Genomic DNA, 25097 nt, shown 5'->3' with positions numbered 1-25097 from the left:
GCTAGTGCAACTCACATAACTACTGGACCGAATCTAGGGGGTCACTCCAGTGCGCCAACGGCTGATCGACAAGGGCTTCGAGAACCCGATCTTCGGCTCAGCGCGAGAGTGGATGCGGTGCACCCCAGACGATGTGCGCACGGCGATCACTGAGCTTCGCACAGGCGTGAAGCTCAGTGGAACCCATCATGAGAAGTTTCCGATGCGCCCGGAGCAAGCCAGCGCCGTGGACAAGGCCGAGGGCTACTACGAGTCCATCTGGGCCGAGGACTCTCACGCGGTGCCACGGTTCCTGTGGAACGCCAAGATGCGCTTCGGGAAGACCTTCGCCTCCTACCAACTCGCGAAGCGGCTCGGCGCCAAACGCATCCTCGTGGTCACCTTCAAGCCCGCAGTGGAGGACGCCTGGCAGACCGACCTGGAGTCTCACGCCGACTTCGACGGCTGGCAGTACCTCTCCTCGGCCACCGGGGGCAACCCAGATGAGGCGGACAAGACTCGGCCACTGGTCTACTTCGGTTCGTTCCAGGACCTACTCGGGCGAGATCGGAAGACCGGCCTCATCAAGGCGAAGAACGAGTGGGTCCACACCACCAACTGGGACCTCGTCATCTTCGATGAATACCACTTCGGTGCGTGGCGAGAGTCCGCCAAGGAGCTGTTCGAGGGCGAGGACGAGAAAGTCAAGCAGAAGGAACTGGCCGCGGAGTACAACGACGGCCTCGTGGCTTTCGACGAGGAGCTTGACGAACTCGGCAACGACGAGGACGACTTCCTGCCGATCACCACCCGCGCCTACCTGTACCTGTCGGGCACGCCATTCAAGGCGCTGGCAACCGGTGAGTTTATCGAGGAGCAAATCTTCAACTGGACCTACACCGATGAGCAGCGCGCCAAGGCCGAGTACGCCGTCGCGCAACCGGACGCCTGGAACCCGTACGGGGCACTCCCGGAGATGCGTCTGTTCACGTACCAGATGCCTGACGAGTTGATTGCCGTTGCGAATCAGGGAGAGTTCGACGAGTTCGACCTCAACGAGTTCTTCGAGGCAAAGGGCGCCGGCAAGGACGCCGAGTTCACCCGCAAGACCGACGTGCAGAAGTGGCTCGATCTCGTCCGCGGCGCTCACCTGCCCACCCAGGTCGACGCGATGCGAATGGGCACCCGCCCGCCATTCCCGTACTCCGATGTCCGACTCCTGCCGTACCTTCAGCACTCGTTCTGGTTCCTGCCCAACGTTGCTGCCTGCGAGGCAATGTCGAACCTGCTCGCGGAGAAGCAGAACGTGTTCTGGCACGACTACAAGGTCCTCGTCGTCGCGGGTCCCGGCGCGGGCATCGGGCTGGATGCTCTCCCGCCAGTGCGGGCGGCGATCGGCGACGGCCACGACACGAAGACGATCACCCTGTCGTGCGGCAAGCTCACCACGGGCGTCACCGTCAAGCAGTGGTCCTCGATCCTGATGTTGCGCAACCTCAACTCACCCGAGACCTACTTCCAGGCAGCCTTCCGTGTGCAGTCACCGTGGTCGATCAAGAACCCCGACGGCGACAACCCAAGCGCCGAAGCCGTCCTCAAGCCGGTGTGCTTCGTGTTCGACTTCGCGCCGACCCGCGCGCTGCGTCAGATCGCCGACTACGGCGCGGGCCTCTCACCGGAGACGCCGAACCCCGAGCAAGCCGTAGAGGAACTCGTGAAGTTCCTGCCCGTGTTGGCCTACGACGGGTCGAACATGACCCAGGTCGATGCCGGCGGCATCCTCGATATCGCCATGTCGGGCACCTCCGCGACCCTCCTGGCCCGCAAGTGGGAGTCCGCGATCCTCGTCAACGTCGACAACGAAACCCTGCGCAAGATCATGAACAGCCCCGACGCCCTCGACGCCGTCATGAACATCGAGGGTTTCCGTGCACTCGGCAACGACATCTTCGAGACCGTCGTGAACAAGAGTGACGCCGTGAAGAAGGTGAAGAAGGAGAAGGGCGAGGACATCACTCCGGCGGAGAAGAAGGAGCTGACGGCGGAGGAGAAGGAGTACAAGTCCAAGCGGAAGCAGATTCAGGAGAAGCTGGTCAAGTTCGCCACCCGCATCCCTGCATTCATGTACCTGACCGACTTCCGTGAGAACACTCTTACCGACGTCATCACCAAGCTCGAACCCGGCCTGTTCCGCACCGTCACCGGACTGACCGTCGAGGACTTCCACCTCCTCGTGAATCTCGGCGTCTTTAACGCCACCCATATGAACCAGGCCGTCTTCGCCTTCCGCCGCTACGAGGACTCCTCCTTGTCCTACACCGGCATCGAGTCCCACAAGGGCCTGCGTCGCTACGGCCTCTACGACACCGTCGTCGCCGTCAACGACGAGACCGTAGTCTGACCACCCGTCAGCCCGTATCGAGAGAGCCGCATGTCCTTCCAGACCCGGCGCAGCATCGAGGAGATGCTCACCGCCATCCACAAGCGCGAGTATCTGATGCCAGCTATCCATCGTGAATTTGTCTGAAGCACGGATACCCTGTCGGCTCCTTCCTGCTCTGGAACTTCAAGCCCGAGACCGCGCAGTCGTACACGTTCTACGAGTTCCTGACGAACTACCACGAGCGCGACAACCTTACGCGGACAAGACAACGGTTCCCTCCGGGCAGCAAGACCCTTCAGCCGATTGGTCAGAGGTACCGGCAGATCGACTCGGGTGTGCAGGCCTCCGGCGACGTCTGTGCTGCGTTCGCGCGGAGCTCGGCGACGCTGGTACGGAGCAGGCGGAGATGCTCAAGCTGCTCGTCGATCTCGACCAGTCGCCGGTCGAGGAGGTCTCGAACATGACCGCACGGCGACCCGCCCGCGTCACGTACTTCGAGGATCTCGGCGGTTTGCGCGAGGGTGAGCCCTGCTGCGCGGGCCCGGTCGATGAACTCGAGCCGCTGCACCGCCTCGTCGCCGTAGTTGCGGTACCCGGCCGGGGTACGCTCCGGAGGTTGGAGCAGCCCGCGCTCCTCGTAATACCGCAGCGTGGACGCCCTCGTCTTCGCCTTCCCCGCGAGTTCTCCGATCCGCATCGTCACCTCCGCCACCGACTTGACCTTCAAGCATACTTTAAGGTCCATTCTTTCAGGAGTGGCCGCATGAGTGGCCGGTTCGAACTTGAGGAGGCATCGTGACACAGCACACAGAGGTTGATCTCGTGGTGATCGGGACGGGCGGGGCGGCGATGTCCGCAGCGATCCACGCGCGCCTCGAGGGGGCCAGCGTGGTCGCCATCGAATCGGGAACCCTCGGCGGTACCTGCGTGAACGTGGGTTGTGTGCCGTCCAAGACGCTTCTCGCGGCCGCGCACACCCGGCACTCCGCCCTCACGAACCCGTTCTCAGGCGCCCCCAGCTCTGCTGGGATGGTCGATCTCAGCGCGCTCATCGAGCAGAAGGATGATCTGGTTGGGATGCTCCGCCAGACCAAGTACGCCGACATCGCCGCTGCCTACGGGTTTGACATCCTCCCGGGCACTGCAACGTTCACAGACGCGGGAACCCTGCTCGTGGATGGACGACCGGTGCGCGCGAAGTCGTATCTCGTCGCCACCGGCGCCGAGCCGCACGTGCCGGCAATCCCTGGGCTTGAGCAGGTTGATTACCTCACGTCGACCACAGCGATGGAACTGACGGAACTGCCCGCGTCGCTCGTGGTGATCGGCGGTGGCTTCGTCGGCCTGGAACAGGCGCAGCTGTTCGCCCGGCTCGGAGTAGAGGTCACCGTCATCGGTCGGCTCGCCCCGCACGCCGAACCGGAACTGTCATCCGAGCTCCGCAAGGCCTTCCTGGCCGAGGGGATCAGCGTCATCGGCGACCGCGCAGCCACGATCACCCAGCACGAGGGCCTGGTCCAGGTGACGACCCGCAACGGGAAGGACGCGACCGGTGAACGTGTCCTCGTTGCCACCGGTCGCACCCCGCGCACCGAAGGGCTCAACCTTCCTGCTGCGGGTATCGCGACCGACGAGCGCGGCTTCGTCATCGTAGACGAGCAGCAGCGGACCACGAACCCGGCTGTGTTCGCCGCCGGTGACGTCACTGACGTGCCCCAGTACGTGTACGTCGCCGCGAGGACTGGGAAGATCGCCGCGCACAACGCCCTGGGTCACGACGAGCGAGTCGACTACACCGGGTTGCCGTCTGTGCTGTTCACCTCACCCCAACTGGCCTCCGCCGGGATCACCGAAGCCAGCGCCATCGCCGCCGGATACCGGTGCGCCTGCCGATTCCTACGACTTTCCGACGTGCCCAGGGCCATCGCCAACCACGACACACGCGGCGGCATCAAGGTCGTCGCCGACGCCGACACCGGCAAAGTCCTCGGTATCCACGCCCTCGCCGACACCGCTGGGGAGATGATGCTCGCCGCAACCTACGCCATCACCGCCGGATTCACCGTCACCCAACTCGCCGACACCTGGGCCCCCTACCTCACCATGGCCGAAGGCATCCGCCTCACCGCGAACCTCTTCCGCAACGAACTCCCCACCTCCTGCTGCGCCTGACACAAGAGCCGGGCCCAGCGATGTGGTGATCCAAGTGATATCCGCGACGCCTTCAACACCGGCACCGACCGCGTGATCGACGCCTACGCGGTCAGCGTGGGCTCAGTTGAGGCAGCGGCGCCGAGCACGTCGTCTGGGCCGCTCACACGCGGAGCGCACCGGGACACTCAGCCGCCAGGTAGCAACCACAGCACGCTGCCATCTACGCAGTCGGCTACGAGTTCAGAGGCCGAAGGCACCACCACTGACGAGGATGAAGATGCCCAGGCCGATGAGCACGATCGGGAACAGGATGTGTTCCCAGCGTTCCAGGAGTTCGGCGATCGGTCGGCGGGTGGCGACGAACTTGCCCAGGCCGACGAGGGCGGCGACCAGGGCGAGGAACACGATGCAGTACGCCACCACGGCCGCTGGGCCCACGCTGAGGAAGACCGGGACGTAGACGCCGATGTTGTCCCCGCCGTTGGCGAAGGTCACCCCGGCCACCGTCCACACCCCAACCTTCTTGCCCTCGACCTTTGCCTCATCGTCATCGTCGGCACCGCGGTTGCGCCAGGCTTGCCACGCAGCCCAAAGTCCCAACCCCAGCGGAATGAGTCCGAAGTAGGGGATGACCTCCGGCGGCAGGAACGCTCCCGCCCCGAGCGTCACCAGCACGGAAGCGCCCAGGATGCCAGCGAACCCGAGGTACTGTCCGACCAGGATTCGGGCGGTGGTCCCGCGCCGGCCCGCGCCTCGGGCGAAGAACAAGGAGAGCACGATGATGTCATCGATGTTCGTGGCGATGAATAGGCCGATCGCCTGCAGGACGGAGGACAGGATCATGCGCCCACCGCCGCGTTACAGCCGCCTGGCGACCCAGCGGTTCCGGCAGCCGCGTGCCGTTGATACTCTGCGACCATCATTGTCCGTTCCTGGTGTGGTTTGGGCCTCGGAGGTAAAGCAGTACGCCCAGGGCGACGCCGAAACCGAGGATGACGTCGGCAAGGTTGCCGATGAACAGGTTGCCGTAGGCGAGGAAGTCGGTGACATGACCGCGGCCGAATCCGGGAGGGGCGAACAGCCGGTCCAGGAGGTTGCCGACTGCGCCGCCCCACACCAGGCCGATCGCGACCGCCCACCCGGCCGATGGAGCGCGCGCGGCGGCGATGAGCAGGGCGATGGACGCCGCGGTCGCGATGACGGTGAGCAGCCACGTTGAATCGGACCCTAAGGACATGACGGTGCCGGGGTTGAACGCGAGCTGTAAGCCGAGCCAGTCTCCCAAGAGCGGGATTGCGGTCATCCTCGCTGAGCTGAGCTGAGCGAGGGCGAGTGCCTTGCTGCCTTGGTCGATCAGCACCGCGCCGGCGGCGACGGCGCACGCGAGCAGGAACCAGCGGAGCCGGACGCGCGCCGCCGCCGGGCCGGCAGAACTCGCTTCCACGGCATCCGCTTTTCCCGGGGAGGGAGCGGAGCCGTCAAGGGGATCGGTCATGCCTTCGTGCGCCGCGCCGCGCGGAGCCCGTTGAGGATGACGACGACTTCAGCGACCTCGTGTACAAGCACGACCGCGGCGAGCCCGAGGACTCCGGTGATCGCGAGCGGCAGCAGCGCCACGATGATCGCGATCGACAACACGACGTTCTGGTTGATGATGTTGCGGCCGCGGCGGGCGTGGGCGAGGGCCTGTGGGATGAGGCGCAGGTCGTGGCCGGTGAACGCGACGTCGGCCGACTCGATCGCAGCATCGGCGCCCTTGGCTCCCATAGCGATCCCCACATCCGCGGCCGCCAGCGCGGGAGCGTCGTTGATGCCGTCCCCGATCATGGCAGTGGGCTGAGACTTCGACAACTTCGCGACGGCGGTGGCCTTGTCCTCGGGGCGCAGCTCGGCGCGCACGTCCCTGATGCCGGCCTGGTCGGCCAGCGCTGCGGCGGTGCGGGCGTTGTCGCCGGTGAGCATCGTCACCCCGATCCCGCGGCGGTTCAGCGTGGCGATGACCTCGGGAACCTCTGGGCGCAGTTCGTCACGCACCCCGATCGCCCCGGCCGGCTGGTCGCCTCGGTGCACGATGACGACGGTCATCCCCTCGGACTCCATCGCCCGCACCTGGTCGGCCAGTGATCCGGCATCCAGCCAGCGGGGGCTACCGACGGCGAGACGGGCACTACCGAGCGTGCCGGTGATGCCGCGCCCGGCGGTCTCGGTGACGTCGTGCGCGGTCGGGGCGTCGGGGACGGCCTTCGTGATCGCGGCGGCCAGCGGGTGCGTGCTGTGACCTTCCAGGCTCGCCGCCCACGCCAGCACCTCATTCTCGGTCGCGCCGGTGGTGACGACGCGGGTCACCGTGGGCTCGTTGCGGGTCAGCGTGCCGGTCTTGTCGACGGCGAGGTGGCGGATGCCGCCGAACCGCTCGAACGCGGCCCCGGACTTCACGACCACACCGAACTTCGACGCCGCGCCGATCGCGGAAACAACGGTGACCGGGACGGCGATCGCCAGCGCGCACGGCGAGGCTGCGACCAGCACCACCAGAGCGCGGGTGATCCACAGCTCAGGGTCGCCGCTCAACAGCGACCCAAGCACGCCGACCAGCACGGCGAGGATCATCACGCCGGGCACCAGCGGGCGGGCGATCCGGTCGGCCAGGCGGGCACGGTCGCCCTTCTCGGCCTGCGCCTGCTCGACCAGCTCCACGATGGTGGTGAGCGAGTTGTCGGTGCCGGCGGCGGTGGCCTCGACCTCGAGCACGCCGGTGGTGTTGATTGACCCGGCCGAGACGTCGGTGCCCGGTTCGACCTCGACCGGGATCGATTCACCCGTGATCGCGGACGTGTCCAGGCTGCTTCGCCCGGCCCGCACGGTGCCGTCGGTGGCGATCCGTTCGCCCGGCCGGACCACCAGGACATCCCCGACGCGCAGCTCCTTCGCCTCGACCTCGGCGGTGGCGTCGCCGCGCTTGACGAGTGCGGTGTCGGGCACGAGCTTCAACAGCGCCCGCAACCCTGCGCGGGCGCGGTCCATCGCCTTGTCCTCCAGCGCCTCCGCAATGGAGTACAGGAATGCCAGCGCGGCGGCCTCCTCGACGTAGCCGAGGATCACCGCGCCGGTCGCGCTGATCGTCATCAGCAGCCCGATGCCGAACTTGCCCTTGGTGAACAGCTTGCGCAGCGCGCCCGGCACGAACGTGTAAGCGCCCAGCAGCAGGCCGATCCAGAACAGCACCAGGCCCGCGGTCTCCGCGCCGGTCCACTCGCACACCAGGCCGGCGGCGAACGCGACGCCGGAGGCGATCGGGATCAGAACGCTCGGGCTCCGATACCACGGCCGGTCATCGTCATCATCGTGGTCGTCGAGGTCGACGTGCTCGACCTGCGAACCTGTGACCGCGCTCACGCCCGCACCTCCCCCGCCTGGCAACCCTCGACCCCGCAGTCCGGGTCCATGCACGGCACGCTCTCGTCGACCGCAAGCGTGACATCCACCAGCGCCGTCAGCGCGCGGGCCAGGTGCGGGTCTGCCACCTCGTAGCGGGTCTGTCGGCCCTCGGGCTCGGCCACCACGATCCCGCACCCGCGCAGGCATGTCAGATGGTTCGACACGTTCGAGCGCGACAACCCCAGCTCGCGGGACAGCACCGCCGGGTAGCTCGGCCCGGCCAGCAGGGTCAGCAGAATGCGGGAGCGGGTCGGGTCGGCCATAGCTCGGCCGAGCCGGTTCATCACGTCGAGTCGATCGGAAATAGTCAGCATACGATGACTATACACTGTACGATGTATATTCGGCGCCAGGTGTCCTCACGAGCGGCGAGTCAGTTGACAGCTCCCTACCAGCGAGCGTGGCGAAGTGCTCGAAGATCCGTCGTGGAGAATATGTCCCGTTCCTCGGTGCCGGCGTCCCGCTCGATTAAGGTCGACGACTACTTGGCCGCCGCATGCCTGCTGCCGAACCTTCAGTTGCTGGGTGGGGCCGCCAACATCGAGAAGCAGGATGGACTGCCTGCGGAGTGGATGGACACCGCCTTCCCGAGCGAGAACAAGCGAGCTACGTACCTTGCCGAGGACGACCTCGACGGCCTTCCGCTCGACTTGGCCGACTTCACCTCGTTCTTCGAGCAGCGCAAGCAGCGAGTCCGGGTCCGCCTGCTCGCCGCTCTGGGAACGACACCGGGAGCACCGGAGGACGCCGCTCTCGCGTAGCCCACGTTCACGCGGCGAGCAGTGACAGCGCGGACACAGCCTGGAGGGGTAGCACTCCGTTGCCGAGGGCGGTGATCTGTTGATTCTGCGTCAGGTCGCCGCTATCGGTGACCCATCCAGTCGGCAGGCCCATGAGCCATTCGACGAATGCCGGTGCTGGGCGGGGGCCGTCGGCGTCGTTCAGGAGGGCTGGCGCTTGCGCGGGTCGCCCGGTGATGTGTTCCCAACGAGTGATGGCGTCGGCGTAGCGTCCCCATCGCTGAACAGTCCGTCGATCAGCGACCACAGCGTCTCCGATTCGGCTCTCCTGTTCGATGAGCCACCCGGTCCGTGGAGGGCGAAGTCGATGATCTGGTGCGACAGCGCAATCGTCCCTCGTCTCGCTCGCACCTGGTCGAGAGTCTCTCCACCGCGCGATGAGTCCGTCGCCAGCGGGGTGCGGAACAGTGCGCCGGGCGAGGGCGAAGATGCGGAAGCGTTGGTGAGGAGCGCCGACAAGGGAAGCCGGTAAGCCGATCCATCCTGCATCCAGCCGCAAGTCGGCCAGATCGCCGAGAACGGCGCCGAGAGCCCGAAGAGGTCGAGTTGCGTAGTCTCCCAGATGCCACGGGTCGGGTTCCACGTTGCGAAGGGTTGCGCCGTCGGGGGATGCATCGCCTGGGTTGCGTCGGTCATGGTTATCTCCTTCTGCGGATGGCCGCGTCGCGGGTGAGGACAGCAGCCCGCGGACGTTCTCGATGACGACCCATTCGGGCTGGAGCGCGTCGATGGCTACGGCCATGTGCGCCCAGAGACCCGAGCGCGTACCCGGAGCAAGGCCGGCGCGCTTGCCTACCGTGGAAACGTCTTGGCACGGGAATCCGCCGATGAGGATGTCCACGGGCTCGACCTGACTCCAGTCGATGGCCGTGATGTCGCCAAGATTCGGAGCTTCGGGCCAGTGGTGCGAGAAGACGCGGGCGACGGGCGCGTTGAGTTCGGAGAACCACACGGTCGTGGCGTTGAATACGTGCTCGACGGCGAGGTCGAGGCCGCCGTAGCCGCTGAACAGCGACCCGATCCTGAGTCGTGGTTCGCCGCTGATGTCGAGGTCGTGCATAAAGTCTGCTCCGGTGAAGGTCGTCCCCGGCATCCGTGCCTCGTTGAGCACTGATGCCGAGCTGGCCAACTGTCAGGTGCACAACTCCGGCACGCCCGCAGCTCGTCGAGCCACGCGAGCGACACCGCCCGACGCCCCCATCTCCGGCCTTCGCTCTGACCGCCATCCGAGGTCACACGCGTCTTGCAGATCGAGGTGTCAACCAAAGTTGACAGCGCGTTCGCGTGGTCAGCGTCCGCTCACCTGACCGTCGAAGGGCGGTGTCGTGGTGACGGTTTCGATGCGCGTGATGAGCGCGGGCGATGGCTACAAGTACCTGCTGCGCACGATCGCGGCCGCGGATGGGGATCGTGAGCTGTCGACGCCGTTGACGAGGTACTACGCGGAGGCAGGTACGCCACCGGGCCAGTGGCTCGGGTCCGGCGTCGCCTCACTCGGCAAGGGTCAGCTCGTCGTGGGTGATCGGGTGTCGGAGGCTCAGCTCCAGCTCTTGATGGGCATGGGCCGTGACCCGATCACCGGCGACCCCCTCGGGCACGCGTTCCCCGCTTACAAGTCGGTGCCGGAGCGGATCGAGGCCCGGATCGCCGACCTTGACCCGGACCTGAGTCCGGGCGCGAAGGGTGAGGCGGTCGCGCAGATTGAGGCGGAGGAGACCGAGCGCGGCAGGCGGCGGGCGGTGGCGGGGTTCGACTTCACCTTCTCGATCCCGAAGTCGGCCTCGGCGTTGTGGGCGGTCGCCGACGCCGGCACGCAGGCGCTGATTGGGGAGGCGCATCATCGGGCGGTTGCAGAGGTGGTTGCGTTCATGGAGCGGGAGGTTGCGGCCACCCGCACCGGTGCAACCGCGGGCGACGGGGCCGTTGCACAGGTGGATGTCGCCGGCTTGGTCGCGACGGCGTTCGATCATTTCGACTCCCGCGCCGTCGACCCCCATCTGCACACCCATGTCGTCCTCAGCAACAAGGTGCAGACCGTGCTGGATGGGAAGTGGCGGAGCTTGGATGGGCGCCCGATGCACGCCGCTGTCGTCGCCCTGTCGGAGCTGCACGAAGCGGTGTTCGCCGATCACATGACCCGCACCTTCGGCGTCGAGTGGGAGGCCCGCGACATGGGCCGGGACCGGAACCCGGCATGGGCGATCAGTACCGTGCCGGAGGAGTTGGTCCAGGAGTTCTCCACCCGTGCCCGGCACATCGACGCCGAGAAGGACCGATTGATCGCCGAGTACGTCGCCAAGCACGGCCGCCAACCCTCCACCGCCACGATCATCAAGCTGCGCGCCCAAGCCACCCTCGCCACACGCCCGGAGAAGAAGGTGCGGTCGCTAGCCGACCTGACTGCCGAGTGGCGCACCCGCGCCACCGGGGTACTCGGCCAGGACGCCACCGACTGGGCGCGCGCCGTCACCGACAACGACAAGCCGCTGTTGCTGCGCGCCGATGACGTGCCCCTGGACGCCATCGGTGAACTCGGGCAGACCGTAGTCGGGGTGGTGGGTGAGAAGCGGTCCACGTGGCGGCGGTGGAACCTGATGGCCGAGGCGTCCCGGCAGACGATGGACTGGCGCTTCGCCACCATGCAAGACCGCGAAGCGGTCGTGGGGATGATCGCCGACGCCGCCGAGCAAGCCTCGCTGCGGTTGACGCCACCCGACCTCGCCACCTCACCCGTCGCGTTCCGGCGGGTGGATGGCACGAGCGTGTTCCGGCCCAAGCACTCGACCGTGTTCTCCTCCGAGCTGCTGCTGACCGCCGAGGATCGTCTGCTCGACCGCTCCCGCACCATGACCGGACCGGCCGTGCCGCTGGCGGCGGTCGAGAAGGTGACCACGAAGCCTGATCGTGAGGGGCGGATGCTCGGTGAGGACCAGGCCGACGCGCTGATGAAGATCGCGGTCTCCGGTCGGGTTCTCGATGTGCTGGTGGGACCTGCCGGCGCCGGGAATACCACGTGTTGGGTTTGACGCCACTACTCGCTGACGTCGATGACCTCTCCGTTGCGCGGGAGGGTGCCCCTGAACGTGAGGGGCACGGCTATGGCGCGCTCGATATCGGGGGTAGTGATCGCTTGGATGTGGACGTGCGGCTCGGTGCTGTTGCCGGAGTTCCCGCAGCGCGCGAGCTCGGCGCCTATCTGCACGCGCTGTCCCGTCCGGACTCTCAGGCTGCCTTGTTGGAGATGGCAGAGGGCGACCACGACACCACCGGCCTCGATGAGCACGTGGTTACCGGCAAGTGCGATCCACCCTGCTCGGGCACGGCGCTGCTGGGTGAGGGCGTAGCCGATAGACGGTAGTCCGCGATATGCCGGGTGGTCGGGTTCGGTGTCGTGCGCGGAGACGACGATCCCCTCGACAGGTGCCAGGATCATGCGTCCGAAGCCAGGGAACTTCTCTGTCGGTTCGGGCCGTATGAGCGAACTGAACGTGATGGGCGCGGTGCGTCCGGCGTCATCGGTGGGAACGAAGTCGATGGCGTAGGACGTGGCCAGCAGCGCCGTGCCGTGGCTGGGCACTCGGTTGGCGGGGCTGTTCTGGACGAGCCATCTGCCTGTGAACGGGTATTCCAGATCGACAGAAGCAGCCACGCGGCTCCTTTCCATCGTCTGGCGTCAAACCCGCGAACGGGACGCATCCCTAGACCGTTGCGCGTAGCCCATTCTCCCATCGTCCGCGTAGCGGCACCGCCGAGTCAGTGTCGTCCTGATTCGGAAGGTCAGCCGCACCACGGGGTTCAGAGCCTGCGTTCTGGGCCGTCACGGCGTGGACTGCCGCGGTAGGCGTCATGGTCGAGCGGGTCGTGGATTTGCCGTGTCCCTTGAGCCGCATGCCGCTGCGTACGCTCCTTCTCGGCACGCTTGGTCTCGATGCGCCTGGCGGCGTCGCCCGTGGGGAGGCTGCGGAGTTCGTCGGCTTCGGCCCGGACGAGGGCGGCTCGCGTTCGGGCGTCTTGGGCGTTGCGGTGGGGGTTGACCGTGCTCATGCCGAACTGAGCGCGGCGGGCTTGGTCGGCCCCGACCTCACGGGCCAGCAACGCCCTCCGCTCGTGCTGGTGTCGCTGCCTGGTCGCCTTCTGGTCTGCGCGTGCTGTTCCGACGGCGCGGTCGGCATCGGTCACGCGGGGGTCGCTCTCGGCTCGCCGTGCGGCTGCCTGGGCCGCCCATGCGATAAGTGCGTCGCCGGTGCGGGGCGGCTCACCGCCCCAGGCGTCGCGGAGCTGCGCCCGGACGGTGCGCGCTTGTTCGGTCGCGGCATGTTGCTCGGTGCGAGCCTTGCGCCTACCGAACCGCCCCGCCGTTGAGAGGCGAGCACTCGCGGCCGCCTCGTCCTTGATAGCGGCAAGGTAAGCGGCGCTACCCGCCTCGGCCTGGACGATGTGCGGCTGAGTGACCTCGGCACGCACACGCTCGGCTTCTGCCTCGGCGCGGTGCAGTATGTCGGCCTGTTCGCCATCCTCGGCACGATGCGCGGCGCGTTGGGCATCGAGCCGATTGGCAATCTGTTCCCACCGTTCCGCCGCCTGTTCCGCGCGTTCGGCCTCGGTGGTGAGGCGTGCGAGTTCATCGGTGACGAGACGCACGGGGCCGTCTGCGACGAGGCCCTGCACGGCTTGGGCGGCTTGGGCGGCGGCGTGGTCGAGGCCGCGGTCTGACGGGTCGCGTTTTATCGCGTCGATGAACTGTCCCCGAGCATCCGCGAGGTTCTCCGCGACGATGTGAAGCCGGTTCGCCTCGCGGCCTCGGGTCATCCCGACGTAGACGCCTGCCGCGCTCGTCGCCTCCGACAGCACCGTGTGCGAGGCGTCGACGGTTGTGCCTTGGACGCCGTAGGCGGTCGCCGCGTACGACAGGTGCGCATGCTCAGTCACGTACTCGGCGGGCAGGGTGACGGTGCGAGCGTTCCTGCGCCCGCTGCCGACTTCGCGGGCATACACGGTGCCGTCATCGGTGACGCGCTGGACGGCCCACTGCTGCCGATTCGTCACCCCCAGGGCGTTGTCGTTGCGGCGGGTCTGGATCAGGTCACCGGCCCCGATGCGCAGGCCGTCGCTGCCGGTCGCCGTCGTCGTGTCGTCGACCTCGCCGCGCTCGACCCTCCCGGCACGGATGCGCTCGTTCACCGCAGCGGCTTCGTCGTTGGTGGCAACGGTGATCGCGTCCCCGTTCTCGACGGTCTCGGTGATGTGCTCGCGGGCCGCGTCCTCGTCGGCGTGCAGCCTGACGAGGCCCAGGGCGGCGAGCCGGTCGAACACGTCACCGGGATGCGCCCTGTCCCGCATCGTCAACGTCAACGAGGCGTACTCGGCATCAGCGAACCGGTGCAGTTCGGTCATGTCGTAGGTGCGGCCCCTGATCTGCGCGGCCATGTCGAGCACCCCGCCACGGCCGACCGCAGGGAGTTGGGCTCGGTCGCCCACGAGCGCGACCGTCGCGCCTGCTTCTTGGGTGATGGTGAGGAGGGCGTGGGCGGTGTCTTGGTCGAGCATTCCGGCCTCGTCCACAATCACCCGTGTCCCGCGATCCAGTCGCGCGTCGTCGGGTGGCCCGGTGTAGGTGCCGCCGGTGGCGGGGTCGGTGTCACCGGGGTTCAGGCGTGTCCACACTCCGTCGTCGTTCCATCGCCACCCGTGCGCATGCACCAGCGCCGCAACGCTCGTCGCCGGGACGCCGAGTTCGTCATGGGCAACCTGCGCCGCCCGCAACGTCGGCGCAACTACCCGCGCAGCTCTGCCGTGCTCAGCCGCGACCTCTATGGCGATGCGGAGCATGGTGGTCTTCCCGCTGCCTGCGGCTCCCTCCACGATCACGAGCGGGTCGGTCGAGGCGACCGCGGCGGCGGCGACGGTCTGCCCGGCATCGAGTCGAGCGGCTTGCGCTGCACGGGTCACGTCCGGGTGCTCCGGCTCCTGCTCCGTTGCAGCGGAGGTGATCTGGTCGCGCAGCGCTGTCTCGGCGGCGACGACGCTCAGGCTGGTCAGATGCGCAACATGCTCCGGGGCGGGCGCGCCAGGCGGGAGCACGGAGAAGCAATCGGAGGTTGCTAGCCCGGTTGCCAGGGTGATGAACTCCCGCAACTCCGCGGGAGTTGCTTGCACGCCCGCCTCGGTGGTGATGCGGGTGACGTGCTCGGCCACGGTGTGTCGGGTCCAGGTCGATGCGGCAGCGGCGCTCCGGTCCAGTGCACGGCTGGCGACCTCCTGCACCGCCAGGTCATCCAGCGATACCGAGGCAGGCACCTCCCGCCGCCGTGCGCGGGTCGGGTCGTAACCGGCGTCTGCGAGTTCTTGTTGCCACCACTGCTCGTTCTTCAAGGTGGTGGGCTTCTTGCCGGGCCGCTGATGCGCCCAGGCCGCATCCTGCAACCGCGCCGTCAGTGCCGGGCCAGCCACCTCGCCGGGATGCTCCGCCTCCCACTCGGCGACCATGCGGTCCAGGTTTCCGCCTGATCTGCGCCGACCGCTTGCTCATCACCTGGTTGAACGGCTCCAGTTCCGCGAACTCGCCGGATACCGGGTCGAGGGTCAGGCCATGATCCGCGAGGGTCTGCGCGAGTTGGGTGTGTGCGGCGATCACCGCCGTGCCGAGGGCGCGGATCGCTCCTTGCTGCTTGAACAGGGCCGCGGTGGTCAGTGCTCGCCACTTCCCGCCTGCCCACACCCGTGTGCCGATCTGGAAGTGGATATGCCGGTGCGGATCACCCGCACGGCTCGTCTTGTGCGTGATCGCGACGGTCTGCATGTGCTCGACCGGGAGGACTTCCTGCGCGCCGCGCGGCCCCGCCAGCGTGACCGAGTGTCGGCCGAGGAACCGCCGTATCTCCCCGGCCGCGTCCTGCTGCGCCACATCCAGCGCCTCCGACACTTCGGGGTGCAGAGCGGCGGCGACCGACAGGCTCTTGGGGGCGTTGATCGTCATCTCCGCGAACAATGGCGACCCCTTCCGAACCTCGCCGGGCTTGCGTGGGGTGCCCATTGACTCCCCGGTGACGGGGTTGATCCAGTCCACCCACCCCTCGTACTCATCCGCCGACAGCGACCGGGCGGCGGTGACTTCGCCCCTGGCGTCGATCACCGTGTACTCGGCCACCGCGTTGTCCGCGCCGAGGTAGTACTCGTCGGCGCGGGAGCGGTCGGCCTCGACGTACCGTCGCGCGGCAGCACCTGTGCCGCGGAACAGGAGCACGCCGCCCTTCATCCTGGCCTCCCTCATGAGTGGTCTCATGAGGGAGGTGTGCACTACGGCCCCGCCGTAAAATGCGTGCATAGCTTTGTTGGGCAGGAGTGCCGGCGCCTGCTCGGGGGAGGTGAGTTCAAGGAGGAGCGTCGAAGGCGCTGTGGGGCGGGTGTTATCCGTTGTCAGGCATGCGGGATTGTCCGCGTGTGTCGTCAGAGAGTTTGAGGCAGTGTCATGCGTCTTGCGTGGCGAGGATGCTGTTGAGGGTTGAGGTGGCGTCGGTCAGTCGGGCACGGAGTGTCGTGATGCGTTCCGGGCTCCATTCGATGTCGGGATCGGGTTCCCATTCGCTGAGGATCACTCCGGCTTCGGCGTGCGTTGCGGGGCTCCATTTGGCCGGGTAGGTCGATCCGAACGCAGTGCGTTCGGTCGTCTCAGTGACTGCGGCGGGGTCGGAGTAGGCATGGATCAGCATGCCTGTCGCGACGGCGTTAAGGGTGAGGGAAACCTGTTCCCAGGTTGTGGTGGCGGGATCGCGCAATCGGTATCCGAGAAGCTTGGCCAAGGCGTGGAATGTCTGCGACCGACGCTTTGTGAAGCGACGCTCGGTCTCGGAGAGTGCGCGGGCGACGCGGGTGCGGAGTTCGCCGTCGAGAACGCCGATGTACGCGGCACGCAGGGCGATGTATGCCCTCCATTCGGTGGAGGCCAGCATCGCCGTGAAGTCCGTGCCCATGACGATGCGCAGCACCTCGACGGTCGCGTCCCGCCGTCCTTGCGGGGTGCCGAGCCGCGCGAGGAGCGTGCTCGGGATCGATTCGAGGGCTTCTGGCAGCCCCGGCACGTCGCCAGAGAGGTCGGTGGCTTGGGCGATCCTGATGAGCAGGTCGGCGGCGAAGAGACTCTTGGTCGGCCAGCGTCGGTAAGAGGACGTGCGCGAGACGCCCGCAGCCTGGATCAGCTCCTCCATCTGCACGTGTTCGAGGCTCAGCGAGAGCCCTTGCTCCGCCACGAAGCTCAAGCCCGCATCGAGCATCCGCTCCTCAGTCTCGGCGTCCGACAGTCGCGGACGCCGCCGGGGCCGTACTTGCATCTTGTCTGTCACAACGGCTACTCTATCAGTCTATTGGTACTACAAATACCAAGTACCTAAACAAGAGGAGAGGACCTACCTTGGACACCTTCGCCACCGTGCTCCGGTACGTGCACACGACGAACTCATGGCTCGTCCTCATCGTCGGATGCGTCGCTGCGGGCGTGCTGATTGTGGAGGCCGTCCACCGGAGCAAGACGAAACGCGGGGGCCTCGCTCTCGGCGCCTTTGCTCTCCTCGTATATCTCCAAGTCGTGCTAGGTGCCTCCACCGCGCTGGTCAAGAGCGCCGATCACGAAGCACTCTTCGACGGCAACACGGACAAGACGTTCTGGCACGCCGCGCTCGGGGTCGGTGCCGCGATCCTCGTGACGCTCGCGGTGTGGATGCGACGCAAAGACTGGCGCATCGCAGCGATGCTCGGGACGATCATCGCGCTAGTCGCCCCAAGCTTGGGTCGGCTGATCCCGCTTCTTCTGATCCTCGCCATCTGCTGGGGAGTTGCCGAGATCCTCTGGCGACGGTCGACCCCCGCGCGACCTCCCGTTTCCAGCCCTGACAGTAAGGAACACTGATGAAAGCGCTGATCGTCATCGAGACCTGCTTCGGCAACACCGAGCAGATCGCGCACGCCATCGCGGACGGACTGCGTACCGGCGGCGCTGACATCGAGGTCATTCAAGCGGCCGATGCCCCCACGCCCCAGGGATTCGACCTGCTCCTCGTCGGCTCACCCACGCACAGCATGGGCCTGCCCAAGGCGGCGACCCGTCACCAGGCGCGCGCAAAAGGCGGCCACCCCAACGACACCGGCATTGCGGAGTGGCTCGACGCGCTTACGAGCCTGGCCGGGCAACGCGTTGCCGCGTTCTCCACCATCACCGGGGGCATCTTCTCCGGGTCGGCGAGCAAAGCCATCGAAAAGCGCCTCCGCAAGCTCAACGCCACAGTCGTCGGCCGCGAAGACTTCACAGTCCGCGGAACCGAAGGCCCCCTTGCCGACGGAGAAATCGAGCGTGCCAATAACTGGGGAACCTCCCTCACCTGACCGTCTGTACGACCCCGGCCGATCCAACAGAAAGAACAACACACGATGTCCACCACGCCGATCGAACCTCCCCAGCCCGACTCTGGCGTCCCTGGCGGCGGACAACAAGGAGTCAACGCCGCAACCCCGCACGAGCACCTCGATCCCGACGCACGAAGCCGAATCGCAGCCGGAGTCTTCGCCCTCACGCTCGGCTGGGCCGGAGTCCACCGCTTCTACCTCGGATACACCGCCATCGGAATCGCGCAGATCAGCGTCACCATCATCACGTTCGGCATCGGATGGATATGGGCCATCATCGAAGGCATCCTGATCCTCACCCGCGACCGCCGCTTCCTCACCGACGCGACCGGCCGACCGCTCCGCGACTGAAACACCACACCGCGGACCGATCATCAGAGGTTCACGAAGCTGAGTCAACGAACGGCACCGTGCGCTCATCTCCGATGCCAGCGGTTCGGCCACTGAGCGCGACCGGCTCCTGACAACCGTGCCACCGGCGTCAAGACCTTGCACGGCGTGGCATACGCGGCGCACTCGCCCGTGACAGCAGGCATCGCGGCCACGCTAGCGATCGTCCGAGTTTGGACCCTGGTGGGCCACCTCCTTCACGGGAGGTGCCACCGTGACCGAACACACTTCACCCGCCGACAGCAACGACGCTCCGGCACAAACCGGCTCCGCCAGTCACGACCTCGAAGACCCGGAGGCGCTCGGCGCCCTGCTGATTCGACTCCACGAGTCCGGACCAGAGGCCTGGCGGCATGATCGCGAGGCGGCGGAACTTATGCGATACACCGCCGTCCGATACAGACACTTAGCACGGAAGCACGGCCTTGACCCGTGGGAGATTGCCTCAGCCGCATTCGAAGTGATGCTCGCCCCCTCGACCCGGAAAGCTCGGAACCCGTGGGCGGTGGTGACTCGGGCGGTGCAGATCACCTGCGGCGTCGAGCTTCGGGCAGCGGGAATGCTGGTCTCATCCGGGAAGGTACGTCACACGTCCCGGGTCGCCGGTTTCCACGACGCGATCCGGTTCGCCGAGCGCGAGCACCTGGCCGACTACCACCCGGCCTTCGCGGTCAACCCCGCGACCGACAACGAAGACGACGCCGACGACACCAGCACCCGCGTCGCCGCCGCGTTGTCGGCGATAGTGGAGTTGTTCGCCTCGACGGGCTGGGATGCGGTGCTCGTCGCCGACTGCGTAGAACATGTCGCCTACCGGCTTGCCGACCTGAGCTCTCGCGCGAACGCAGTCGAGGTGCTGCGCCGCGACCACGCCATCTCTGTGCTTCTCGACATACCTGCGAGGTCGTGGTCGGCGCTGCTGCGCATCGTGCTCGGGCACCCTGACAAGAAGCACGCGGGTACCCCGACCGGTGACGGGGTTCTCCTGCGCCTCCTCGACGGGGAACCCCTCGACTCCTTGCGCTGCGACACCGGTGTGTTGGCCGCTATCTGGGCAGGCAAGCCCCGAAGCGACCCCTGAACCGTGAGCCCGACCGGAACCACATGTAGTATCTTGATGTGAGCGTGGGTACCACATGTGGTGGTTTGTGGTGCGTACCTGTCTGGCATGAAGGCGACCACAGCATCACCCAGCACACCCAGAAGCACCGTGACTCCTTCGACCCGTGAGCGGCGGGGTCAGGCGCGGAACGGTCTGCCGCCGGGCTTCAACGTGGCGGCGTGGACGCGCCAGGCCTGTGAGCGTTCCGGGGTGCCGGTCGGCGTGAGTGATCCGGTGACGCTAGCTAAGCTCCGTGTGCTGACCCGCCCCGAACGCTGAGCAGTACGCACGAGCGCCGCCGTCCTTCATCGGGGCGGCGACGCTCTTGCCATGGCGGGGTCAGGCCTTGAAGGTGAGTTCCACCCGTTCGGGCCGGAACCTCGCCCCGCGCTTGCTAACCGGTGCTGGTTTGACGACGAGGGTGTCGATCAGGGCAGCGATGATCGCGCGCTTCTGCGGGATCGACCACTCCTCATCCCACGCCGCCCGCAACGCCTCCTCGTCACCGATGGGGATACCCTTCAACGCCGACGACTTCGCGCTACGCCCGAGCACGAGTTCCGCACTGCTGATGGTCGCGGTGGCGGCGGTCTTCGCGGCGTGCAGCTCGGTGCGCGAGAGGAGGCCTGCGCCGTAGTCGCGGGCCATGTCCTCCATGCGCTGGCGTGCGGCGGTGATCTGTTCCATCGCCGCCGACACTCCCGCATCCTCACCCGGCGCAGCAGCGGGCAGGGTGGTTGCGGCCAGGCGGGTGACCATTGCCTCGCTTACGAGGGTTTCGATGCCGTGCGCGGACACGACGAGCCCGCCACGCTCGGGCCTGCCGGGGAGGGGGAGGCAGCGGTAGAAGCGTCGCTTCCCGATCGAGGTCTCGCCCCGGTGCAGCCCGGAGGAGACGAGCGTGTTGCCGCACTTGCCGCAGGTGATCAGCCCCGCCAGGAGGCTCTTGGAGGAGCGGCCGACCCGCCGGTCGGGGTGGTTGAACACCGCCCGGATACGCGCCGTCTCTTCGGGGGTGATGATAGCTTCCCAGTTCCCTGGCCCGAGGATCGCCCGGTCACGGCGCTCCCACGTCGCGGTCGTCTTCGACGCCGGTTCGTAGGCGCGCTGGCCGGAGATTCGCGCTGAGCACAGGATTGAGCCGACGGTGCTCTCGTGCCACACGTTCAACCGGCTTTTCCCCTTCGACGGAGGCACTGGCCCGCCGTCCCGGTTGAGCCACCTCGTGATCTGTCGCACCGACTGCCCCGCGAGGAACCTGTCGGCCATCTCACGGATAACGGCTGCTTCTTCGGGGATGAGGACGCCGCCGACGCCGTACCCGTACTTCGCGCCGCCGTGCCAGTCGCCGCGTTCGGCTTTCTGCTGGTTCGCGCGCCTGATCCGGTCGGCCTTATGCCCGGACTCGTAGGAGGCGATCGCGACGAGCTGGCGCGCCATGAGCCTGCCTTCGTGGGTATTCAGGTCGAACGCGCCGCCCTTGACCGTCTCGATGTGGATCGGGTGCGTCTCTACGAGGTCGATGAGATCTTCCAGCTCGCGGGGGCGACGGTAGAGCCTGTCCACGTGCCACACCACGATCCGCGACGGCCCGAGCTTCACCCGCTCCAACAACTCGAGGTAGCCGGGGCGCTTCTTGCCAGAGTAGGCGGAGATGTCGTTGTCCATGAAGATCGCCGGATCAGTGATCCCGAGCCTCGCGCACGTTTCCAGGCAGTCCTGGCGCTGCCGTTCGACCCCGGCCTCCGCGCCGGTACGATCCTCGGAGATGCGCAGGTACACCACCACCTGCTCCACACCGTTGCTGCCTGATCCTGTGCCGTCCATAACGACCTCCCTCGTTGCCTGGTAGGTACGCCGGTCAAACCCGACACGTCGACAAGACGACGGCGATGTCCGCGCTGCGGCGGGCGTGGGAGAAGGAACACGGCAAGGGCTCAGTGGTTGGGCTCGCACCGTCCGCGGTGGCCGCGCAGGTGCTCGCCGACGACCTCGGGATCAGATGCGAGAACACGGCGAAGTGGTGGCAGAACCACCTCGTCCACGGCGAGGACTTTCGGGCGGGTCAGCTTGTGATCATCGACGAAGCCTCCCTCGCCGGAACCCTGTCCTTGGATCGGATCACCCACCTGGCCGAACGGGCCGGCGCGAAAGTGCTCCTGGTGGGCGACTTCGCCCAGCTCCAGTCCGTGGACGCTGGTGGCGCGTTCGGGCTCCTCGTCGGTGACCGTGACGATGCGCCCGAGCTCGTCGACGTACACCGCTTCACCAACGCCTGGGAGAAGACCGCCTCCCTGGCCCTGCGCCACGGACGTACGCAGGTGATCGACACCTACCTCGACCACGACCGCGTCCGCGACGGTGACGCCGAGGCGATGACCGATGCGGCCTACACCGCCTGGCGCGCAGACCGCGACCAGGGGTTGGTGTCGGTGCTGGTCGCTGAGACCCGCGACGACGTGACCGCCCTCAATCAGCGTGCTCGTGCGGACCTGATTCTCGACGGCACCCTGAAGCCGGGTCGGGAGGTCGAGTTGAACGACGGCGCCATCGCCGGGGTTGGGGACACGATCATCACCCGACGCAACGACCGCCGCCTACGCAACGAGAAGACTTGGGTGCGCAACGGCGATGCCTGGACCATCACCGGCGTTCGCGACGACGGGTCGGTCACGATCCGCCCCATTGGGCGCAGGTTCGGCGGCTCGATCGTCCTGCCTGCGTCGTATGTGTCCGACCACGTCGATCTGGGTTACGCGGTCACGGCGCACAGGGTGCAGGGCGTCACCGTCGACACCGCACACGTCCTGGTGGAACCGACGACCACGAGGGAGAACTTCTACGTCGCGATGACCCGCGGCAAGCACGCCAACCAGGCCTACGTGGTGCTGGACCGGCCTGACGACGCTCACGCCGAGCCGCATCCGGGCGACACCCCCGACGCCACTGGCCGGTCCGTCCTGTATGGCGTCCTGCAACACGTCGGGGCCGAGCTGTCCGCGCACGAGACCATCACCGCCGAACACGCACACTGGGGCTCGATCGCGCAGCTTGCTGCTGAGTACGAGACCATCGCCGCCGCAGCCCAGCACGACCGCTGGGCCACCCTCATCCGCGACTCGGGTCTCAGCGAGGAACAGGCCAACACGGTGATCGAGTCCGACGCCTTCGGGGCACTGACCGCGGAACTCCGCCGAGCAGAGGCCAACAACCACGACCTCGGCCGCTTGCTCCCTCGCCTCGTGGCCGCTCGCGGGTTCGATGATGCCGACGACATCGCCTCCGTCCTCCATTACCGCGTCGCGCGCTCCACCGCACGGCCAGCAGGATCGGGCCGTACCCGCAAGGCACCACGACTGATCGCAGGACTCATCCCACACGCTGGAGGATCGATGCCCGAGGACATGCGCCAAGCGCTCGATGAACGACGCGAGTTGATCGAGCAGCGGGCCGACGTTGTGCTCGGTATCGCCCTCGACGAGAAGGCCACTTGGACGAAGGCACTCGGTACGCCACCTGGTGATCCGCGCAAGGCATTGAGCTGGCGGCGCCACGCCCGCACTGTGGCTGCCTACCGGGACCGCTATGGCATCACCGATGACACACCACTGGGCACGGCGGACGCGACAACCGCACAGAAGATCGACGCTGCCCGAGCCCGCAGTGCACTTGAGCGAGCAGGCGACATCACCCGCGGGAGCAGTGCCCGCGCAGAGCGCAAGGTCATGCGCAGAGAACAGGGACGAGCGCTATAGCGCAACTCGGAGAGGACAGGGGCGCACCCGAAGGCGCTGATAGGCTCAAACTACGGTACCTGGGCCCTCCGGGGAGGATGTAGCCGCCATCACCACGGAAATCGATACCGGCGCGCGCGGCCTGCCACGACCGCTGTTCCCGATCTGGTGTGGCCGGGTAGTAGGCGTGCATCCCACCCGATGGCGTCGCCACGAGGAACTGCCACCCCGACACCAGCCCCGTCCGGTGGGCGCGCTCGAACGCCCGGTAGCCGTCGACGGGCCCGTGGACGTCGACATCGACCACCATCACGCCGGATGCCGCGCCGGTGGGCACGGCGAGGTTCGCGGTCGGGTGCTTCTGCCACCACGCCACGATCTGTTCGAGGTCGGTGGTGGCGTCGTGGAAGCCATGCTCAGTCAGCGGACGCTTCCCACCAGGCAGGCACGGGAACACTGGCACCCCGGCGACGGCCAGGTCCCGCGCCACGACCGAGACCGCCCACGAGCTGGTTGCGCGTATCAGCAGGCTGGCGACAGCATCCACCGAGGCCATCACAAAGCCCGCGACTGTGCCTTCGAGGATGCGGTGACCATTCCGGTCTCGGGCTCGGGCAGCGGCGTGACCCGGCGCGACACAGGGGTCTCGTGGGTCGGCTGCTTGCGCGAAGTCTCCTCGCGCTGTGGTGCCTCGCGGTCCAGGCCGGGCGGGGCGCCGTCGGTCACTTGTGCGGTGTCGAGCCGGTCCAGGATTCCCAGTGCCGTCTTGCGGACTCGCTCACCGGTGGCCTTGACGATCTCGCCGGGCTCTTTGCATCCACCCGCGCTGCCCACGTGGAGACGTACGGGATCGTGTAGCCGGAAGTGTCCATGCCGTGGGCGGCGCCGATCATCAGCGCGACCGATTCCGCCTCGACCTCCCCGATGCCGCGATGCTGACGCGCCTCGTCGTTGTCGGGACCGTGCAGCAGGACGTGGCCGAGTTCGTGGGCGAGCGTTTTCACCTGCGCGGCAGGGTCCATGTTCTCCCGGACCGCCACCGTCTTCGCGGTGTAATCGGTGACGCCGTTGGCGCCATGGATCATGCCCTCGTGCGGCACCCGGACCCCCTCAAACCCCTGAGCGCGCACGTGGTCGGCCAGCCCGTCCCAGAGACCGGTGGGGGCCTCGCCTTCCAGCAGCGTCGGCGCCGGAGGCTCCGGGAGCGGCTCGCCAGCAGTCTGGGAGGCGTCCCACACGTAGGCGGGGCGGACGGTGATCATCTTCGACCGGACCACCTCGCCCGGCCGGGGCCTCTCACCCTTGCCCAGGCGCCGCCACGACTCCGCATCAGCTGGGTTCGATGAGGCGAACCGGCCGGTGACCGGCGCGAGAATCTGGTACCCGGCCTGCCCCTTCTCGACCTGCCGGCCCAGGGTCTTCCACTCCCGGTACCCGGCCACATACGACGGCATCGGCTCCGGTACCCGGCCTGCTTCGTAGGCGCCCTGGTGCTGGACCCAGATCAGCAGTGTGTTCGAGAACGATCTGGCCCTGAACCGAGCCGCGAACGCGAGCGCCCGCGCCCAGTCGTCCCCGGAGACGAGCTGTTCGACCGCGCCGGTCAGCTTCTTGTGCAGCTCGTCGAGTTTCGCCTCCCGCGCCGCCTGGGTGTTCTCCCGTGTCGCGGCCATTCTCGCTGTCCCCTTCCCGATACCCTGAGCACCGGGCCAGTACTGGCT

The 25097-nt window shown here is 67.2% G+C and carries 18 protein-coding genes and 4 pseudogenes; 9 read left to right on the top strand and 13 right to left on the bottom strand.

The genetic code is table 11. The features are described 5' to 3' along the window. Positions 1-202: 202 nt before the first annotated feature. Positions 203-2380 (top strand): DEAD/DEAH box helicase family protein, encoded by a 2178-nt coding sequence (locus tag IEW13_RS16255; RefSeq protein ID WP_229745259.1) that lies wholly within the window; start codon positions 203-205, stop codon positions 2378-2380. A gap of 289 nt (positions 2381-2669) precedes the next feature. Here IEW13_RS16255 and IEW13_RS16250 read toward each other — a convergent pair whose 3' ends face one another. Further along, positions 2670-3059 carry a heavy metal-responsive transcriptional regulator gene (locus IEW13_RS16250; protein WP_188551966.1) on the bottom strand — a complete coding sequence of 130 codons (390 nt, stop codon included), beginning with the start codon at positions 3057-3059 and terminating at the stop codon, positions 2670-2672. A gap of 152 nt (positions 3060-3211) precedes the next feature. Between IEW13_RS16250 and merA the strand changes: the two genes are divergently transcribed. Then, positions 3212-4534 carry a mercury(II) reductase gene (gene merA, locus IEW13_RS16245; RefSeq protein ID WP_236021854.1) on the top strand — a complete coding sequence of 441 codons (1323 nt, stop codon included), beginning with the start codon at positions 3212-3214 and terminating at the stop codon, positions 4532-4534. Positions 4535-4756: 222 nt separating this feature from the next. On the opposite strand, the gene IEW13_RS16240 is transcribed toward merA, so the two are convergent. The 4 genes from IEW13_RS16240 to cmtR all read right to left on the bottom strand — a co-directional run bounded on the left by IEW13_RS16240 (position 4757) and on the right by cmtR (position 8268). Continuing rightward, the gene (locus IEW13_RS16240) at positions 4757-5359 is read right to left on the bottom strand and encodes a cadmium resistance transporter (protein WP_100810821.1); all 603 of its coding nucleotides are present in this window, start codon (positions 5357-5359) and stop codon (positions 4757-4759) included. Between the two features lie 76 nt (positions 5360-5435). After that, positions 5436-6011, bottom strand: a complete 576-nt coding sequence (locus tag IEW13_RS16235; RefSeq protein ID WP_100810822.1) for a signal peptidase II — start codon at positions 6009-6011, stop codon at positions 5436-5438. Next, positions 6008-7912 (bottom strand): heavy metal translocating P-type ATPase, encoded by a 1905-nt coding sequence (locus tag IEW13_RS16230; RefSeq protein WP_100810823.1) that lies wholly within the window; start codon positions 7910-7912, stop codon positions 6008-6010. Before IEW13_RS16230 ends, IEW13_RS16235 begins: the two co-directional genes overlap by 4 nt. After that, on the bottom strand, positions 7909-8268 hold the full coding sequence (gene cmtR / locus IEW13_RS16225) for a Cd(II)/Pb(II)-sensing metalloregulatory transcriptional regulator CmtR (RefSeq protein WP_026926287.1): 360 nt from the start codon (positions 8266-8268) through the stop codon (positions 7909-7911). Before cmtR ends, IEW13_RS16230 begins: the two co-directional genes overlap by 4 nt. A 120-nt stretch (positions 8269-8388) precedes the next feature. Here cmtR and IEW13_RS16220 point away from each other — a divergent pair, with 120 nt between their 5' ends. After that, on the top strand, positions 8389-8715 hold the full coding sequence (locus tag IEW13_RS16220; protein ID WP_100810824.1) for a hypothetical protein: 327 nt from the start codon (positions 8389-8391) through the stop codon (positions 8713-8715). A gap of 7 nt (positions 8716-8722) precedes the next feature. Here IEW13_RS16220 and IEW13_RS16215 read toward each other — a convergent pair whose 3' ends face one another. After that, entirely contained in the window at positions 8723-9847 is a 1125-nt protein-coding gene (locus IEW13_RS16215) for a DNA cytosine methyltransferase (RefSeq protein ID WP_229745258.1), read from the bottom strand. Between the two features lie 247 nt (positions 9848-10094). Here IEW13_RS16215 and mobF (IEW13_RS16210) point away from each other — a divergent pair. Continuing rightward, positions 10095-11768, top strand: a pseudogene (mobF, locus tag IEW13_RS16210) (MobF family relaxase); the annotation flags it as partial. A 17-nt stretch (positions 11769-11785) separates the two neighbouring features. Here the strand turns inward: mobF (IEW13_RS16210) and IEW13_RS16205 are convergent. The 4 genes from IEW13_RS16205 to IEW13_RS16195 all read right to left on the bottom strand — a co-directional run bounded on the left by IEW13_RS16205 (position 11786) and on the right by IEW13_RS16195 (position 17024). Next, complete coding sequence (locus IEW13_RS16205) at positions 11786-12403, bottom strand: M23 family metallopeptidase (RefSeq protein WP_229745257.1); 618 nt, start codon at positions 12401-12403, stop codon at positions 11786-11788. A gap of 146 nt (positions 12404-12549) precedes the next feature. Continuing rightward, entirely contained in the window at positions 12550-14616 is a 2067-nt protein-coding gene (locus IEW13_RS17605) for an AAA family ATPase (protein WP_229745260.1), read from the bottom strand. A 409-nt stretch (positions 14617-15025) separates the two neighbouring features. Next, positions 15026-16024 (bottom strand): MobF family relaxase, encoded by a 999-nt coding sequence (gene mobF, locus IEW13_RS17600; RefSeq protein WP_229745256.1) that lies wholly within the window; start codon positions 16022-16024, stop codon positions 15026-15028. A gap of 196 nt (positions 16025-16220) precedes the next feature. Next, positions 16221-17024 carry a hypothetical protein gene (locus tag IEW13_RS16195; RefSeq protein WP_188551963.1) on the bottom strand — a complete coding sequence of 268 codons (804 nt, stop codon included), beginning with the start codon at positions 17022-17024 and terminating at the stop codon, positions 16221-16223. Positions 17025-17161: 137 nt separating this feature from the next. Here IEW13_RS16195 and IEW13_RS16190 point away from each other — a divergent pair, with 137 nt between their 5' ends. The 4 genes from IEW13_RS16190 to IEW13_RS16175 all read left to right on the top strand — a co-directional run bounded on the left by IEW13_RS16190 (position 17162) and on the right by IEW13_RS16175 (position 19621). Then, positions 17162-17656 (top strand): hypothetical protein, encoded by a 495-nt coding sequence (locus IEW13_RS16190; protein WP_188551962.1) that lies wholly within the window; start codon positions 17162-17164, stop codon positions 17654-17656. Then, positions 17656-18129 carry a flavodoxin family protein gene (locus IEW13_RS16185; RefSeq protein ID WP_188551961.1) on the top strand — a complete coding sequence of 158 codons (474 nt, stop codon included), beginning with the start codon at positions 17656-17658 and terminating at the stop codon, positions 18127-18129. The genes IEW13_RS16190 and IEW13_RS16185 overlap by 1 nt, the downstream gene beginning before the upstream one ends. A gap of 45 nt (positions 18130-18174) precedes the next feature. Next, positions 18175-18501 carry a TM2 domain-containing protein gene (locus tag IEW13_RS16180; RefSeq protein ID WP_188551960.1) on the top strand — a complete coding sequence of 109 codons (327 nt, stop codon included), beginning with the start codon at positions 18175-18177 and terminating at the stop codon, positions 18499-18501. Between the two features lie 253 nt (positions 18502-18754). Further along, positions 18755-19621 (top strand): exopolyphosphatase, encoded by an 867-nt coding sequence (locus tag IEW13_RS16175; RefSeq protein ID WP_188551959.1) that lies wholly within the window; start codon positions 18755-18757, stop codon positions 19619-19621. Between the two features lie 360 nt (positions 19622-19981). Here IEW13_RS16175 and IEW13_RS16170 read toward each other — a convergent pair whose 3' ends face one another. Further along, entirely contained in the window at positions 19982-21439 is a 1458-nt protein-coding gene (locus tag IEW13_RS16170; protein WP_229745255.1) for a recombinase family protein, read from the bottom strand. Between the two features lie 83 nt (positions 21440-21522). Here IEW13_RS16170 and IEW13_RS16165 point away from each other — a divergent pair. Beyond that, positions 21523-23397, top strand: a pseudogene (locus IEW13_RS16165) (ATP-dependent DNA helicase); the annotation flags it as partial. A 73-nt stretch (positions 23398-23470) separates the two neighbouring features. Here the strand turns inward: IEW13_RS16165 and IEW13_RS16160 are convergent. Both IEW13_RS16160 and IEW13_RS16155 read right to left on the bottom strand, forming a co-directional pair. Continuing rightward, positions 23471-23935: pseudogene (locus tag IEW13_RS16160) on the bottom strand (bifunctional DNA primase/polymerase); the annotation flags it as partial. Then, positions 23932-25049, bottom strand: a pseudogene (locus IEW13_RS16155) (ArdC-like ssDNA-binding domain-containing protein). The pseudogenes IEW13_RS16160 and IEW13_RS16155, both read right to left, overlap by 4 nt. Between the last annotated feature and the right edge of the window lie 48 nt (positions 25050-25097).

It is taken from the genome of Sediminivirga luteola, from assembly GCF_014639315.1.
Taxonomy (GTDB): domain Bacteria; phylum Actinomycetota; class Actinomycetes; order Actinomycetales; family Brevibacteriaceae; genus Sediminivirga; species Sediminivirga luteola.
This window is presented reverse-complemented; position numbering and strand designations above follow the sequence as displayed.

What these genes read in the sequence shown, in the direction of transcription:
- IEW13_RS16255 (WP_229745259.1), top strand. Translation starts at nt 203, where the DNA reads ATGCGCCCGGAGCAAGCCAGCGCCGTGGACAAGGCCGAGGGCTACTAC.
- IEW13_RS16250 (WP_188551966.1), bottom strand. Translation starts at nt 3,059, where the DNA reads ATGCGGATCGGAGAACTCGCGGGGAAGGCGAAGACGAGGGCGTCCACG.
- merA (WP_236021854.1), top strand. Translation starts at nt 3,212, where the DNA reads ATGTCCGCAGCGATCCACGCGCGCCTCGAGGGGGCCAGCGTGGTCGCC.
- IEW13_RS16240 (WP_100810821.1), bottom strand. Translation starts at nt 5,359, where the DNA reads ATGATCCTGTCCTCCGTCCTGCAGGCGATCGGCCTATTCATCGCCACG.
- IEW13_RS16235 (WP_100810822.1), bottom strand. Translation starts at nt 6,011, where the DNA reads ATGACCGATCCCCTTGACGGCTCCGCTCCCTCCCCGGGAAAAGCGGAT.
- cmtR (WP_026926287.1), bottom strand. Translation starts at nt 8,268, where the DNA reads ATGCTGACTATTTCCGATCGACTCGACGTGATGAACCGGCTCGGCCGA.
- IEW13_RS16220 (WP_100810824.1), top strand. Translation starts at nt 8,389, where the DNA reads ATGTCCCGTTCCTCGGTGCCGGCGTCCCGCTCGATTAAGGTCGACGAC.
- IEW13_RS16215 (WP_229745258.1), bottom strand. Translation starts at nt 9,847, where the DNA reads ATGCCGGGGACGACCTTCACCGGAGCAGACTTTATGCACGACCTCGAC.
- mobF (WP_229745256.1), bottom strand. Translation starts at nt 16,024, where the DNA reads ATGAGGGAGGCCAGGATGAAGGGCGGCGTGCTCCTGTTCCGCGGCACA.
- IEW13_RS16195 (WP_188551963.1), bottom strand. Translation starts at nt 17,024, where the DNA reads ATGCTCGATGCGGGCTTGAGCTTCGTGGCGGAGCAAGGGCTCTCGCTG.
- IEW13_RS16185 (WP_188551961.1), top strand. Translation starts at nt 17,656, where the DNA reads ATGAAAGCGCTGATCGTCATCGAGACCTGCTTCGGCAACACCGAGCAG.
- IEW13_RS16180 (WP_188551960.1), top strand. Translation starts at nt 18,175, where the DNA reads ATGTCCACCACGCCGATCGAACCTCCCCAGCCCGACTCTGGCGTCCCT.